Raw genomic sequence first — 15,477 nt, 5'->3', positions numbered from 1 at the left:
AAAAGGAAAACTAATGGAACAAAGAAAAGTTTGTATTATCACGGGATCACGTATTCCATTTGCAAGGTCTGGAACGACATATCAAGGTGTATCTAACAAAGAACTTATGACAGCTGCTCTTAAAGGTTTAGTAGATAAGATGAACCTAAAAGGCCAAGAAGTAGGTGAGGTCGTTCTTGGAGCTGTTAGTAAGCATGCTTATGATTTCTCTCTTGCACGTGAGTGTACAATTGAGTCAGGACTTTCTTTTCACACTCCTGCAACTGATATTCAAAAAGCGTGTGGCCTATCACTTGAGGCATCAAATATTATTGCAATGAAAATTGCTACAGGACAAATTGAGTGTGGAATTGCTGGTGGTGTTGATACGAATAGTGATATCCCCGTTGAGTTTTCAAAAAAATTCTCAGATGCTATGAGCCGTGCAAATTATGCTCGCTCAACAGGTGAGCGCGTGAAGGCTTTACTAAGTATTCGCCCGGCCGATCTAAAACCATCTTTCCCTGCGGTTAAGGAGCCTCGCACAGGTCTTTCAATGGGACAAAGTTGTGAGCTTATGGCCCAGCGTTGGCATATTGCTCGTAAGGACCAAGACCAACTTGCGTGGGAGTCTCATCAAAATGCTGAGCGTGCATACAATGAAGGTTTCTATAATGATCTTGTTGTGCCTTTTAAAGGCCTAGAGCGCGATGGAATTCTTAGAGCTAACACTACTGTCGAAAAGATGGGATCTCTTAGGACTGCATTTGAAAAGTCTGAGAAGGCAACTCTTACTGCGGCCAACTCAACTCCTTTAACAGACGGTGCTTCTTGTGTTTTCCTATGTTCAGAAGAATATGCAAAAGAGCATAACCTTGAGGTTTCAGCATACTTTACTACTTGTCAGTCGGCAGCAGTTGATTTCATCGAAGAAGAAGGTCTTTTAATGGCCCCTGTTTATGCCGTTCCTAAGCTCTTAAAGCGTGCAGGACTTACTCTTCAAGATTTTGATTTCTATGAAATTCACGAAGCCTTTGCTGCTCAAGTTCTTTGTACACTGAAAGCTTGGGAAGATGAAGAGTTCTGTAAAACAAAGCTTGGCCTAGATTCAGCGCTTGGGTCAATTGACCGCTCAAAGCTAAACGTTAAAGGTGGCTCTCTTGCTCTTGGACACCCATTTGGTGCAACTGGTGCAAGAATTGTTGCAGGCCTTGCTAAAATGCTTCAAGAAAAAGGCGGCGGACGTGGACTAATCTCAATCTGTACAGCAGGTGGGATGGGCGTTGTTGCTATCGTTGAAAGATAAAATTGAATAAAAAAAGGCACCCATTGGGTGCCTTCTTTATTTATACTTTATTGTATGAATTATTTTTCAGTACAAGTTTCGTAGCAAAGGTTTCTTTGAGCTTCGTCTTGAACAAGAGCACACTCATCAAAACACCATGGCATTGACTTGTTACCTGATTGGTACATGTAGTTATCAATACAGTAGTCACGTACTGAATTGAAACATGTGTAGAAGTCTTCTTTGTTTGTTAACTCTTTACAAGTTTCTTGAGCTTCCATTGCACAAATTTTGATTTGGTTTGCGCTTGCATTTACTGAAATAAAAAGAGTTGCTGCTAGTAATAGTTTTTTCATATTTTTTCCCTCTAATGATTAAAGATCATAAACACATGAAGCTTTATTTCCTGTGATCTTTGCAAGTTCACTAAGGGCCGCTTCATATTGATATGAATTTAGTTTTCCATTTTCTTTTAAAGTATATTTTGATTTGTTATTACCTAGATCTTTCTCAGCTAGAACTTTGAAGTAGTCTGAGTAGATAATATTCTCAAGATCAACTAGGGCGTGATCCGAAATACGGGCCCAGTTGACGATGAGATTATATTGATGAAGCTTAGTATAGCCAGTGGCATAGTAAGCATTTTCGCAAATTTCTCTAATATTACTTGAAGCTTGTGCGTTTGATGTAACTGCAAACAGCATCGCTAGTGTTAAAATCACTGATTTCATTTATCTCTCCAATAGCATTGAGTGCCCACTTATAGCCAAGGGAAAACGAAAATTAAAGTGATTTTATGAGATATGTAATTTCTGCATGCTAGATGGCAAGCATGGATTCCACGAAGTGACGTACGCCCTGCGTTGCAACTTCTGCGATTGTTTCATCAAAGAGCTCAGCATTATTTGTCGGATGTGGATTAATCTCTAAACAATGAGCACCAGCGCTTTTTGCAATAGCAACAAAGTTTGCGGCCGGGTAGACTAGCCCTGAAGTACCTATTGAGACAAATAGATCGCAATTGAGTAGTGCCTGTTGAATTTCATCTAAGAAAAGCGGGACTTCACCAAACCAAACGATATGTGGCCTAAGATTTCCTTTGGTATGACAACATTGGCAGCGATCTTCGATGGTAAGGTCTTTAGTCCATTCATAGATTTTCTTGGTTTTCTTGCAGCGAATTTTTAGAAGTTGGCCATGCATATGAAAGATATTCTTTGAGCCGGCCCTTTCATGAAGATTGTCGACGTTTTGAGTGATAACCGTTGTATGAAAACTTCCTGTCTTTTCAAGCTCCGCAAGTGCTATGTGAGCATCATTTGGGTGTACTTCACCTGACTGTAACTGTCGTCTTCTTTGGTTGTAGAATTCGTGAACTAAATTGGGGTTATTGTTAAAGGCCAAGGGGGAGGCTACCTCGTAGATGTCGTGGTTTTCCCAGAGCCCATTTTGGTCACGAAAAGTCTTTAATCCCGACTCCTTAGAGATGCCAGCGCCTGTTAGTATACAAATATTTTTTATGCCAGCAAGGAGTGCTTGGTCTTTTAAAAATTTCATTAATTTATGGTAACATACTCTTGGTGAATACATAAAGTGAGGATTTTAGTGGACCCATTATCACAGGCAGTGCTCGGTTCGATGGCATCTCTTGGAGCGGCCAAAGTTAAAGCAAAAATGCGTCAAAAAACAAAAGATAGTAGTGACTCTAATGACTCTAATGAATCTAAAGAAATGCCTAGATTAAAGGTGATAGCTCTATGGGGTGCTCTTGCTGGGATGGCCGCTGACCTAGATGTCTTAATTCGTTCATCCTCTGATCCTCTATTTCATGTTCAGTTTCACAGGCATTTCACTCACTCTCTCTTCTTTATACCAATAGGGGCCTTAATCGTTAGTTTATTTCTTAAACTATTTCGTGTGCCAGTGAAAAGAAGTTACCTTTATACGTTTTGTGCTTATGCAACCCATGGGCTTCTTGATTCATTCACAAATTATGGAACTCAGCTTTTTTGGCCACTTTCTTCAACAAGAGTGGCGCTAAATACCGTTGCTGTCATTGATCCACTTTGTACTATCCCGCTCGTTATTCTTGTTATTCTTTGTCTTCGAACAAAGAATTTAAAATTTAATGATGCCGCCATTATTTATGTCATTGCTTTTATGTCACTTGGTTTTTATCAACGTGAGCGAGTTACTAATTTCCTAACGTCTAAGGGCCTTATTAATGAACAAACACAAAGGCAGATGATTAAGCCGACAATTTTTAATAATGTCATATGGCGAGGAATTGTCGTCGATCAAGATCAAGCAAAGTTTTATGCTGTTAAAAGTATTCCTTTTGGTAAGATTAAGCTTTATCCAAAAAGTGAGAGTGCATCGATTGTTAAAGAAAATGAGATTAAAAACCTTTTAAAGCACTATAAGTCTCAGAAGTTTCCTTATGACTATGAGAGGTTTAGAAGCTTCACTAGCGGTTATCTACATTGGGGCCAAGATAATACAATTGTGGATTCACGCTACAGTATTCTTCCTTATTCATCACAGGCCATGTGGGATATTAAATTTCATAAGGGAGAAGGACACGTTGTCTTTAATACATCTCGTGCCGTTGATATCAATTCACGAAAAGAGTTCTTAAAGTTACTATTTGATTTCTAATAAGAAGGTCTCACTAGCTCTAATATTCTCAGGCGCAATTTCGTGAGAGTTAATTTTAAAGCTTACATATTGAGCATTAGAAATCTTCTTTTTAAGCTCAATAAAGCTATTATGAGAGTTTTGAAATTCAACAACGGGGTCACCTTCATTATGTATTGAAAGATGATCAAAGCTTAGGTTTTCTCCAAGCTTATCAACTCTTGTATTTGCATTAATTGCAATTGAAGCTTTTATTCCGGGTAGGTAGCTTGCCATAATTGGCGCAAGGTAGCCTCCCTGAGAGTATCCAATAATTATGACATGCTTAAAGTCAATTGCGTTGGCCTTAAGATAGTTTCCAAGGGCCTGGATTGGTGTACTCATATCAATATAATATTTCTGTCTTGTGTGGTCGTAGAAATACCAACTATAGCGATAAGTAATTTCTTTAGGTCTAATCTTAGGGATTGGAAAAATCCCATTTGGAATAAGAATACGAAAGTTCTGTATAATCTCTGATGAAAATTTATCGACAATATTTTCTTTTATTTGTTCATTGTTTTGGGCAAAACCATGTAGGACTAAAAGAGTTTTTTGCGCTTTAGGATTGCCGACTTCAATAGAATCAATCGGGAGATTTGTACCAACATTTGTTCGACTAGTATTATTTTCCATATGTTTTATAATAGATGGAGCGAGGAGAATTTAAAAGTGAATTCTAAAATGCAGCATACATTCAAGGACGATGAAATCGATTTAGCAAAAGAGATTATTCTGGAGAATATATCATTCTTTGAATGGATGAATATGGAAAATCTTCTCATTTCAATAAAGAGTGAAGATCTAAGCCTTCTTGATGATGTAAATATGGAAGTCCTCGAAGCCTATCTCAATGAGTTTATTAGAGAAGGACTAGTGGAAGTGAAGCATGAGGCTAAGAATGAAGCTTTCTATCGTCGCGTGCAAATAAAGAAGAAGAAATTTTTAAAGTTCTTCTAGTAGCTTTCTACTTATCTTTCTAAAGAAAAATTGCCATAAATAACCAAAGCGCTCCAGCTGTTGAAAGTGGAATCGTTAGGTTGTCATCAATTTTAAAATCCATAAAGTCTACTGCTGTTACCACAAGGGAGCTGAAGATTGAAACGAGTGCTATCTTTATATTAAACTCATAGACATTTATAAGCACCATTAGGTGAATGGCAAGTGTGGCAATTAAGAAGGCCAAAGTTCCCTCAAGGGAGCGATTCGCTTTTAATTTAGTTTTACCAAAACGAATTCCAATGATTGCGCTTAATGGGTCACAAACAGCAAGAGTGAAGACGGCCACTAGTGAAATCGTTTTTGGAAAAGTTAAGATTGTAAGAAGTAGGCCCATAAGATACGGCATGGAAGCTGACTCTTTAAGTTGTTCCTCTGCACGTAAAAGGTAGCGGCTACCTAGCTTCATTAATTTATTTTCTGGATAGTTAATTCTTATCTGTTCAAGTATATAGAATACACATGTAGCAATACCAAGGATGTGAACAGCTTGGGCGTGAGTAAGAAAATGCTTATAGATCATTCCCGCAATAAGGCCCATCGAAAAGTGAAAAATCCTACGTGGCATATGTAGGTCTTTTCTTGTTTTCGTTATCTCTTCTTTTGTATCGTTTTCTTCTTGTGAAACTTGTTCAGCTATATCTTTAGTCGATGTTTCCACATCGTTTTTTTCATTATTTGCAATTGTCGTATCCATATGTGCATCTTAACTCAGGTTGTTAATCCTGACAAAACTATTTTTTTAGTCCTGACAGACTGTTCGAGATAAAATCTTTGGTGATTTTGAAGATTGATCGGCGATCCTGTCCATAACTATACTGCCCATCACTCAGGGACTCTAAAGAGACCTCTCCACTGCGTTTTAGGGCCTCTTTGAGGATAAGTGGCCCTGCAATTTCAAAGATGAATATACTGGAAATGATGGTCTGAAAGATTATACCACTTGTGATATGGGGGATTCTTTGAATAGTCATGGCAATAGCTATGGCCGTACCAGCATGTGAATAGAGGCAATGACCTAACATACTGTAATCATTGATTTTTACTCGCTTTGCAAAGAAGCGATGGGCCACAAAAATAGATAGTGTTCGAATGACGATGTACATGATCACAAAGAGTGCGTCATCAGATATAAGCCCTGCAATATTGATATGGGTGCCAGCAAAGACAAAGAAAATGGCATAGAGTGAACTTCCAATATCTCTAACTGTCGTATGAATGAGGCGACCTTTTGAAGAAGCTTGGGTGACAGTAAAACCTAAAACTAGCGATATTAAGAGAACATTCAACTTTAAGAAATAAGCGAGTGTTTGAGCAAAGAGAATCATTGTTATGATGGAAAAGAGAAAGTTACCAATCTTATTCTCAAAATTTTCAAGCCAAGTAAGAAGAAGTCCCAGTACAACTCCTACTGCAATTGATCCGATCACTTCTTTGGCCATGGAAAGTAGTGACTGATAAGCAGAGGCAGAAGAAGGCCACAGGTCTGTTGCTTCAAAAATTGAAGTCAAAAATAAACTCCCTACAATTGTTAGTCCAGTGACAACGGCCAAGTGAATCATGATAGCATCAGTAATTGGGCCATGTGTGTTGTATTCTTTCATTACTAGTACCGTTGTAGGGGGAGCCGCTTCGATACTTATAATTCCAAGCATTGAGGATATTATAAAAATATTTGTTAAGGAGAGTCCGGTAAAGATAGCAAGACAAGTGGCAAAGAGAACACTGCTAATCAAGAACATCAGAAAAACTTTAAGGTGAGTTTCCTTAATGATTTCATTGCTTAAGCGCCTTAAGAGATACTTATTAAATTCCCCGCCAATATTAAAGAGAATAAGGCCTAGAGCAAGGTCAGAAAGATAATTAGTTTTTTCAAGAAATTCGTGAGTGATTAGGCCTGTGACATATGGCCCTAGAATAATCCCTAGCATAATAAAACCACTGACCTTAGGGATTCCTATAAATTTAGTAAAACGTGCTACCACAAGACATAACAGAAGGCACAGGCCTAGAATTGGAATAACGGCCTGGGTATCTGTTAAATCGATGAAGTCGAACACATTTAACCTCGCTCATTGGCTTTGTTGAAATTTAACGCACACAGACGCTAGATCAAACTTAAGAGGTATAAAGATGCGTTAATAATATTAAGTTTTTTACAACTAAGGATGTAAATGGCTACAATAGAGCTATCAATTATTTAACGAGGTTGTTCATTTGAAGAAGAAAATCTATTTCACACTTTTTATTCTCGCAATTATTGCAGGTCTTCTAGGTTGGGGAATTTTAAATTATCCAAAGTCTGATGGGACTCGCTCGGGTAAATTAGTGCGAATCACAAAGAAAGGTGTCTTCTTTAAAACTTATGAAGGAACGCTAGATCTTGGAAGTGGTGATCGACTGACGTGGGGATTTTCTGTTCATGATAAAGCGCTTGGCGAACAATTAATTGCTCAGGCCGGAAAGAATGTAAAACTTGAGTACAAAGAACTCTTTTTTAAATTTTTCTATGAAACAAATAATGTCGTTGATGGCTGGTCAATTGTTGAGAGCCCAGAAGATAATGTCTTTCTATGTCGCTTAGTTCGTATCCTTCAAGAAAACTCTTCAATTGTTGAGTATTTAAGACCTCGAATTCAAGAACAGGATAGTGAACTACTTCAGCGCATGCGAGAGTGTAAGTAGTTTAGCTGGCCTTCGAAGTTGGCAGTTTGGAATTACGCCATGTCAAATCAAGGCCATGGCAAGAATTTCACTTTTCAATAGAGTAGTTTTGTAAGAGCTTAATATTACAGGACTTTATGAATGGCTTCTTGAGTTTATTCTGCTAAATACTAAAAATTGTTAAGAAAATTAACTTTATGTCGATAAACTTGTTTGAGTAAGTAAAATTATTTAACAGGTTTGATATCGATGCACGTTTTTCTCCTTCTATTAGCAATAGCTTTTAGCTCCTGTTCGAAAATTAAGTACTCTATCGTTGGTGATGGAGCAATCACAATTCCGACAGTTTCTTTATTGGATTCAGACTCTAGTAGCCCCGAAATTAGTAATGACTTAACTGTTGGGCTTAATATCACCAACACAAGTGGCGCTACAAAGTATTGTGTTTCAGAATCTCAGACAACTCAGCCTACAGATACACTAACTTGTAACGGAGGAGCGTGGACACCTGCCCCTCCTGCGACTTATACATTTTCTCCTGGAGAAGGTAGTCGCGACCTGTATGTTTGGACAGCAAATAGTGGTGATGAAGTTTCAGAAGATCCTATTATTGGAACCATTGAAGTTGATACCGTAGCACCATCTACTGCAATCACAACTCCTCCCGCTACTGTTATTGATGAAACGAATCAAACGAATTTTACTTTAGCGGGAACTTGTAGTGAAGATGGTGGTGAAGTTCATTTATCAAATGCAATAACAGCAACAACTACTTGTTCTGGTGGGAGTTGGAGCGTTGATGTCGATACATCAGCAATACCTAATGGCAGTCTCGATTTTGATGTTGTCTATACTGATAGCGCTGGAAACTCCTCTGCTCAAGAAACGATTACTCTGACAAAAAATGTTTCGATGCCAGATCCTACAATCACGATGGCAACGAGTGACTCAAATGATTTAACAGTAGGCCTTAGCATTGGTAATGATACTTATGCAACGATGTGGTGTTTATCTGAATCACAGTCTACAAAGCCAGCGGATACTTCTACTTGTAGTGGCGGTAGTTGGGTGACGACTGAGCCTACTGATTTTACCTTTTCAGCAGGAGCAGATGGATCAAGAACTGTTTATATTTGGACCGCTACAACTGGTGAGTATATTAATGATAATCCCATTAGTGCGACAATAAATTATGATACTTCAATTCCAAGTGTGACTATTACAAACACAGCAGGTGAAGTCTTTGGCCCAAGTGCTACATTATCAGGAACGTGTACAGAAGATGGTAGCGTGACTTTAAGTGGAAATGTCGTAACCAAGTCAACTGCATGTACAGGAGGCAATTGGAGCGATACCTTTGATTTTAGCTCTCAAGCAGATGGAGCTGTAACCGTAAGTGCAACAGTTACTGATAGTGCTGGAAATACCTCAAGTGCTGAATCTAAAAACTTCTCAAAAACTTCCAGCTACTTACACTCACTAAATCTCGATACAATTAATAGTTATGATATTGCTTTAAGCTACGCTGTTATCAATACAACAAATCTACAAACATATAAGTATCACCTTGTGACGGGAGCAATTGCCCCTAGTGATTGTTCTGCGGGGATTGACTTTGGTAATACAAACTTAACTCAAAATATATCGTCACTTAATCCTTCGACTCAATATAGTTTAACGGTTTGTTATATTGATACTTCAAATAATACGATCGGGCAGCAGGCCCAGACATTCACAACAGCAGCAATCGCTTCATCTGGAACTGGCCTTGTTTGTTCAGGTGGAGGAGATGTAAACACAACTTGTTATGTAAATGATCTACAAACAATGGCGGATTCAACAGTTATTTATATTCCAGGAAATCTTGTGATTCAAAGTGGAGGAGACATCTCTTCAAATGCTCTTGAAAAAATAATTATGCAAGTTGATGGAAATGTCACAATTGAATCTGGTGGAAAAATTTCTGCAAACCTTACTCTTTTAAGTACAACTACTCTTGATATTCAAGCAGGTGCAAGTATTGATGTTTCAAGCAAAGGTTATGCTGGTGGAGCAAGTGGTGCTGCAAATGGAAGTGGGCCATCAGGTGGTCTAGGACATTCAAATACAAGTGCTGATCCAGGTGGTGCAGGACACGCTGGTGCTGGTGGTGATGGACGCTCAAGTGGTGGAACAACTGTCTATGGTTCAAGAACTGAGCCGGTCGATTTTGGTTCAGGTGGTGGAGCTGGTGATGATCAGTCTGGTGGTGCCGGTGGTGGTGTCGTAAAAATAATAACAACAAATTTAAATATTGATGGAAATATACTTGCTCAAGGTGGAGCAGGTGTTCAAACTTGTTGTGACCAAGGAGCTGGTGGCTCTGGTGGGTCGCTATGGATTATTTCTCAAAATACAATTACTGGTGGCGGTAGTGTTTCTGTTAATGGTGGATCTGCTGGTGCAATCGATGGTGCACAAGGGACAGGTGCTGGAGCAGCTGGACGATTAGCAATTTATCAAAACACTGGTGTTTATACATTTAATGGAACCATTGGTGTTTCTGGCGGAAGTGTCGGTACTCGCGCATCAGATGGTAGCTTTTATCTAGGTCTTGCAAGTAATGACCAACTTTGTGATAGTGGAAATTTTTCTTCAACATGTATTATCAATACTCCTAAAGTAATCGGTGGTGACATAAATCTCACAAGCGGAAATTTAACAATTGATACAACCGGAAACGTAAGTATTAAGGGCCTTGACTCTGACTTCACTTTTAATAATGCTGGCGGAGATTTCACAATTGCTACTGGTGGGCTTTTATCAATGGATGCAATGACGGCCATTAGTAATATTATTGCTAATAATTTTAATATGGCCGGAACGCTAAACGCTAATATTTCAGATTCAACTATTTCTAATGCAACGATCACTGGTACCATTAATGTAAATAGTAAAGGCTACTTTGGTGGTCGTGCTATGGGCAATGGTGGAGGACCTGCTGGCGGTATTGGAACAGATGATAATGGTGGTGGCGGTGGTCATGCTACAGATGGTTTCAATGGTAACGCAGGGACGGCCGGTGCTCCTGCATATGGTTCAATTAGTGCTCCTGTCGATTATGGTTCAGGTGGAGGTGCTGGTGGTTCACGTATTGGTGGAAGCGGTGGTGGTGCCGTTAAGTTAAGCGTTACAAATACTTTAGAAATTTCTGGAACAATTTCTGCTAATGGTGGCAATGGCCAAGAAAATAGTGATATCTCAGGTGGTGGTGCTGGTGGTTCAATTTGGCTAACTGCTGATAACTTAATTTTAGCTGCAACACTAACGGCTACTGGTGGAACTTCTGGTCATACCAACTCCGCTGCCAATGGTGCTGGAGGACGAATTTCAATTATTGCAAATCAGGCAACTGTTAATGCAAATGTTAGCCACCTTGCTGGACGTGGAGTTGCAGAGGGAACGGCCTATGTAAATATCCCAAATATTTATCCAAATTGTAGTGGTGGCGGTGATGTTCTAACAACGTGTTATATCAATGATACTCAAACACTCATGGCCAATGTAACTTATACGATTTTAGGAAACTTAACTCTTCAAAGTGGTGCTCTTGTTCAAACTCCTGATGCTACAAGTATTGAACTTAATATTGGAAGTAATCTTGTGATTGAATCTGGCGCAACACTTGCGGCCAATATAACAGAACTTACGGCCACATCTATTGATATCCAAACTGGTGGTGCGATTAATCTAGATGGTCGAGGATACACTGGTGGACGTGATGGTGGTGCTGATGGGAAGGGGCCATCTGCAGGTTTAGGCAATGGTACTGACGAATCAGGTGGTGGAGGCCACGCTTCTGTTGGAGAAAACGGAGAGAATGCTTCAACAGCTGGTGGTAGCGTTATCTACGGTGTAGCTAGTGCTCCAATTGAATATGGTTCTAGTGCTGGGGCATCAAATGGTTACGATGGTGGAGATGGTGGTGGTGCCATTAAAATTATTACAGATAATCTAACGGTTAATGGCTCATTAACGGCCAATGGTACAGACGGTGCTTCTGGCTCAATCTATGCGGCAGGTGGTGGAGCTGGTGGTTCAATCTGGCTTCAAGTAAGCAATTCTTTTACTGGATCGGGGATGATTACTGCTGCTGGTGGTGCTGGTAAGGTTTATAGCTTTGGTGCAGGAAGTGGTTCTGGTGGCCGAATTGCCATTGAGTATAATGGTTCTTCTTATGACTTCTCTGGAAATGTTTTTACGTCAGGTGGCCTTGGAAAGAAAAGGGCCGGAGATGGAACATTTTATTTAGCTCTAGGAAATCCTTCTTCAATTTGTGATAGTGGTGATCTGGTTTCAACTTGTTATATAAATGAAAATAAGACGATTGGTGCAAACTATACGATTACTGCAAATAACTTAGAGATCGCAGATAGTGTCTCGCTTTCTGTTGATGGCCTTAACCCTGGTATCGCAGTTGATCTAACTGGTAACTTAACTCTTAAGCCAAATTCTCGTATTACATATATTGCCAATGCTCGTGGTATTGAACTGCTTGCAGATGGAAATGTGACATTAGAAGCAAATGCAATGGTTCTAGCTAATCTCACAAATCTTGAGGCCCAAACACTTGAACTTCAAGCAGGATCAAGCCTCAATGCAAAAGGGCTTGGTTATCGTGGTGCCGGTCTTGGTTATCAAGAAGGATTTGGGATCTCTCCTGGACTTTCAAATAATACAGATGAAGCTGGTGGTGGTGCTCACGCCTCTGTTGGTGGAAACGGAGAAGGCGCAGCAACGCTAGGTGGACAATCTCCATATGGTAGTGAAACTAATCCTGTTGACTATGGTTCAGGTGGTGGAGCTTCTAAGAATATTTCTGGTGGTAATGGTGGTGGGGCCATTAAGATTGTGGCCAACGATATTATTCTAAATGGTAATATCCTGGCACAAGGAAATGACGGAGCAACTACTTCTATTTATGCTTCAGGTGGTGGTGCCGGAGGTTCTGTTTGGATTCAAGCGGCCAATTCAATTATTGGTAGTGGAAATATTCTTGTTTCTGGTGGTGAAGGTAAATTGTATTACTACGGAAGTGGTAGTGGTTCTGGTGGAAGGCTTTCAATTGAACTTGCAGGTAGCAACTATAACCTAACAGGTGTTGTTAATACTAATGGTGGCTCTAGTAGTAAGCACGGAGGCCCTGGAACATTTCACTTAGGACTTTCAACTAATGATGCTATTTGTGATAGTGGTAATTTTGCAACTACTTGTACAATTGCTGCAACTAAGCCATTAGGAAATAATATTTCTCTTACTGGTGCGAATCTTATTCTATCTCCAAGTGCAGGGCTTGCAATTCAAGGCCATAATGGAAATTTCTCAATCGATTTAACTGGAAGTCTAAGCCTTCAAGCTGGCTCAAGTATTTCTTATACAGAATATCTTCGATCGATTTCAATTGCGGCCGACACGGCCATAACAATTGCGAATGGATCATCAATTAATGCGAACCTATCTCTTCTTGAAACATCTGCTTTTGATCTTCAATCTGGTGGCCTAATAAGTGCTGTTGGACTCGGTTACTATGGTTCTAGAAATCGCCTTGAAGAAGGTTTTGGGCCATCGCCTGGACTCACAAATAGTAATGATGAAGCTGGGGGCGGGGCGCACGGTGGAAATGGTGGTAATGGTGAAAACGCAACATCAACTGCTGGTGGTAATAGTCCATATGGTAGCTTAACTGCTCCAATCACTTTTGGTTCAGGTGGTGGTTCATCTGGAAATTACCGAGGTGGTAATGGTGGTGGTGCCATCAAAATTATTGCTGATACTGTTAATGTCGATGGTGAGATTAAGGCCGACGGAAATGCTGGTGCAGGTGCAAGTATTTACGCTGGTGGTGGTGGTGCGGGTGGTTCCGTTTGGATTACTGCTAACACAAGCTTTACTGGTACAGGAGATATTCAGGCCAAAGGTGGTAACTCTGGTGGACGTGGTGCTGGTTCAGGATCAGGTGGTCGCTTATCAGTTGATATCACTACTTCAAGTAATACATTTTCTGGAATATTCAACTATGGGCCTGGTACTTCAACTCATCCAGGTGATTTTGGAACTTTATATTTAGCTTATACAACATTAGACCAATTCTGTGATGTTGGAACAAGTGGAACGACTTGTGAAATTAACAATGCCAAATGGCTACCGAGTGATCTCTTTGCAGGTAACTTAACTATAAATAATGATATTTATCTCTATGATAGCGCTACAAATATTAACGTTACTGGAGATCTGCTTGTAAAATCTGGTGCAACGATTCAATCTCAAAATCGTGACAAGTACACTTTTGATATTTCTGGAAATGCAACGCTTGAAGCCGGTGCCACGATGAAGGTTAACCTTGCAGATTTTATTGCAACAAATCTCGATCTTGCAGGAACAGTTGATGTTTCACAAAGAGGTTATACGAGTACATCTGGACCTGGTGGAGGTAAAGACTCTAGTGGTGGAAATAATCATGGCGGTGCTGCTAGTTACGGAAGTATTGGTGGCCAAGGTTATAGTGCCAACACTTGGGGTAGTCTTTATGGAGATGAAACTGCACCAACTGATTTCGGTTCTGGTGGTGGACGTCATGCTCATGCTGCCGGTGGTGACGGTGGTGGTGCCGTTAAGTTTTCTATTTCAAACTTAACAAATTTTACGGGCGCTATTTTATCTAATGGTGGAAATGGTACTTATATATCAGGAAACTATGGTTCAGGTGGTTCTGGTGGTTCAATTTGGATCAATACTGGTTCAATTACTGGAAATGGATCAATGGCCGCTCAAGGTGGTTCTGCAAGTGGATCTTCAAGTGGACATGGTGGCGCGGGTCGAATTGCTATTACGATGACAGACATTAGTGGTGTCTATCAATATGGTGGAACAATTGATATGAAAAATAATGATCGTGGAATTGATGAAGGTTCATTCTATGTATCATTAATGGATCAGGACTCAATTTGTACAACAGGTGACTTTGCCTCAACTTGTACCGTTAGTAACGACCTAACTCTAGGTGGTGTACAAAGCTTTACTGGTGCCGGAAACTTTATTCTTGATACAGCGATGACTCTTAGAGTTTATGGAAATAATACTGATGTAGGTTTTGATATTAGTGGGAATTTCTCAACAGCAACTTCTAGTTTAATTTCTGCAAGTAAGGATATTTCTCAAATCCATTCAGGTGGTGTTGTCACTTTTGATGGAGCTGTTGAAGCTGGTCTTCCTGATGTCTACGCTGTTGGTGATATTAATGTGAATGCTTCTATTTCTTCTCTTGGTAAAGGGGAGCTTCCTGGCCGAATTGGTCATAATGGATATGGAGTGGCAGGTGGACTTGCCTGTTCTAGTGGAAATAATCCGGCCGGAGCGGGAGGACACGCTGGTGCCGGTGGTGATGGTTATTGTACCAATAGTGGAATTACATATGGTAGTGCAACTGAGCCAAATACTCCGGGCTCTGGTGGTGGAAGTGATGACTCGGGAGATTACAGTGGTGGTGCTGGTGGTGGTGTCATCTGGTTAGTTTCAGATGCTAATGTAAATATCTCTGCTGCAGTCGATTCAAATGGTGTTAACGGAAATCTCTCTGGTGCAACAGGTGGCTCTGGTGCTGGTGGTTCGGTTTATGTAAAGGGCCTTACTTGTGATGGTAGTGGAAATATATCAACAATTGGTGGATCAAATACGACTGGCTTCCGCGGTTCAGGTGGCGGTGGTGGTCGCATCCATGTAAATTGTGGAACGAATAATTGGCTCGGTTTAGCTGACGCATCAGGTGGTCTTGGTGCCGATGCTAGTCGTAATGGTGGAGTCGGTAGCATTGACTATACAGTCATTCCATAAATATA

Annotated in this window: 11 protein-coding genes; 5 read left to right on the top strand and 6 right to left on the bottom strand. The window is 40.1% G+C overall.

Annotation, left to right across the window (positions count from 1 at the left end):
• Nucleotides 1–13: 13 nt before the first annotated feature.
• The gene (locus tag ACMAYL_RS02930) at nucleotides 14–1,285 is read left to right on the top strand and encodes an acetyl-CoA C-acetyltransferase (RefSeq protein ID WP_412462705.1); all 1,272 of its coding nucleotides are present in this window, start codon (nucleotides 14–16) and stop codon (nucleotides 1,283–1,285) included.
• A 59-nt stretch (nucleotides 1,286–1,344) separates the two neighbouring features.
• On the opposite strand, the gene ACMAYL_RS02925 is transcribed toward ACMAYL_RS02930, so the two are convergent.
• From ACMAYL_RS02925 to ACMAYL_RS02915, 3 genes are all read right to left on the bottom strand, one after another.
• Nucleotides 1,345–1,620, bottom strand: coding sequence for a hypothetical protein (locus ACMAYL_RS02925; protein WP_021266765.1), 276 nt, complete (start codon nucleotides 1,618–1,620; stop codon nucleotides 1,345–1,347).
• 18 nt (nucleotides 1,621–1,638) lie between these two features.
• Nucleotides 1,639–1,995 (bottom strand): hypothetical protein, encoded by a 357-nt coding sequence (locus tag ACMAYL_RS02920; RefSeq protein ID WP_412462704.1) that lies wholly within the window; start codon nucleotides 1,993–1,995, stop codon nucleotides 1,639–1,641.
• A gap of 88 nt (nucleotides 1,996–2,083) precedes the next feature.
• Entirely contained in the window at nucleotides 2,084–2,821 is a 738-nt protein-coding gene (locus ACMAYL_RS02915; RefSeq protein ID WP_392991645.1) for an NAD-dependent deacylase, read from the bottom strand.
• A gap of 48 nt (nucleotides 2,822–2,869) precedes the next feature.
• Here ACMAYL_RS02915 and ACMAYL_RS02910 point away from each other — a divergent pair, with 48 nt between their 5' ends.
• On the top strand, nucleotides 2,870–3,922 hold the full coding sequence (locus ACMAYL_RS02910; protein WP_412470720.1) for a metal-dependent hydrolase: 1,053 nt from the start codon (nucleotides 2,870–2,872) through the stop codon (nucleotides 3,920–3,922).
• Here ACMAYL_RS02910 and ACMAYL_RS02905 read toward each other — a convergent pair.
• The gene (locus ACMAYL_RS02905) at nucleotides 3,908–4,576 is read right to left on the bottom strand and encodes an acyl-CoA thioester hydrolase/BAAT C-terminal domain-containing protein (RefSeq protein WP_412470719.1); all 669 of its coding nucleotides are present in this window, start codon (nucleotides 4,574–4,576) and stop codon (nucleotides 3,908–3,910) included. The two genes, ACMAYL_RS02910 and ACMAYL_RS02905, sit on opposite strands and share 15 nt — an antisense overlap.
• A gap of 36 nt (nucleotides 4,577–4,612) precedes the next feature.
• Between ACMAYL_RS02905 and ACMAYL_RS02900 the strand changes: the two genes are divergently transcribed.
• On the top strand, nucleotides 4,613–4,900 hold the full coding sequence (locus tag ACMAYL_RS02900; protein ID WP_146037820.1) for a hypothetical protein: 288 nt from the start codon (nucleotides 4,613–4,615) through the stop codon (nucleotides 4,898–4,900).
• 19 nt (nucleotides 4,901–4,919) lie between these two features.
• Here the strand turns inward: ACMAYL_RS02900 and ACMAYL_RS02895 are convergent, their stop codons facing one another.
• Both ACMAYL_RS02895 and ACMAYL_RS02890 read right to left on the bottom strand, forming a co-directional pair.
• Nucleotides 4,920–5,636 carry a diacylglycerol/polyprenol kinase family protein gene (locus tag ACMAYL_RS02895; protein WP_412462701.1) on the bottom strand — a complete coding sequence of 239 codons (717 nt, stop codon included), beginning with the start codon at nucleotides 5,634–5,636 and terminating at the stop codon, nucleotides 4,920–4,922.
• A 37-nt stretch (nucleotides 5,637–5,673) separates the two neighbouring features.
• Entirely contained in the window at nucleotides 5,674–6,999 is a 1,326-nt protein-coding gene (locus ACMAYL_RS02890; RefSeq protein WP_412470718.1) for a cation:proton antiporter, read from the bottom strand.
• Nucleotides 7,000–7,156: 157 nt separating this feature from the next.
• Between ACMAYL_RS02890 and ACMAYL_RS02885 the strand changes: the two genes are divergently transcribed.
• Both ACMAYL_RS02885 and ACMAYL_RS02880 read left to right on the top strand, forming a co-directional pair.
• Nucleotides 7,157–7,624 (top strand): hypothetical protein, encoded by a 468-nt coding sequence (locus ACMAYL_RS02885; protein ID WP_103217473.1) that lies wholly within the window; start codon nucleotides 7,157–7,159, stop codon nucleotides 7,622–7,624.
• A 228-nt stretch (nucleotides 7,625–7,852) separates the two neighbouring features.
• Complete coding sequence (locus ACMAYL_RS02880) at nucleotides 7,853–15,472, top strand: beta strand repeat-containing protein (RefSeq protein ID WP_412470717.1); 7,620 nt, start codon at nucleotides 7,853–7,855, stop codon at nucleotides 15,470–15,472.
• Nucleotides 15,473–15,477 lie beyond the last annotated feature (5 nt).

This window comes from Halobacteriovorax sp. RT-2-4, assembly GCF_047085445.1.
Classification (GTDB): domain Bacteria; phylum Bdellovibrionota; class Bacteriovoracia; order Bacteriovoracales; family Bacteriovoracaceae; genus Halobacteriovorax_A.
This window is presented reverse-complemented; position numbering and strand designations above follow the sequence as displayed.

Coding starts and splice junctions, on each gene's coding strand:
- ACMAYL_RS02925 (WP_021266765.1), bottom strand. CDS start 1,620: ATGAAAAAACTATTACTAGCAGCAACTCTTTTTATTTCAGTAAATGCA.
- ACMAYL_RS02895 (WP_412462701.1), bottom strand. CDS start 5,636: ATGGATACGACAATTGCAAATAATGAAAAAAACGATGTGGAAACATCG.
- ACMAYL_RS02915 (WP_392991645.1), bottom strand. CDS start 2,821: ATGAAATTTTTAAAAGACCAAGCACTCCTTGCTGGCATAAAAAATATT.
- ACMAYL_RS02930 (WP_412462705.1), top strand. CDS start 14: ATGGAACAAAGAAAAGTTTGTATTATCACGGGATCACGTATTCCATTT.
- ACMAYL_RS02920 (WP_412462704.1), bottom strand. CDS start 1,995: ATGAAATCAGTGATTTTAACACTAGCGATGCTGTTTGCAGTTACATCA.
- ACMAYL_RS02905 (WP_412470719.1), bottom strand. CDS start 4,576: ATGGAAAATAATACTAGTCGAACAAATGTTGGTACAAATCTCCCGATT.
- ACMAYL_RS02880 (WP_412470717.1), top strand. CDS start 7,853: ATGCACGTTTTTCTCCTTCTATTAGCAATAGCTTTTAGCTCCTGTTCG.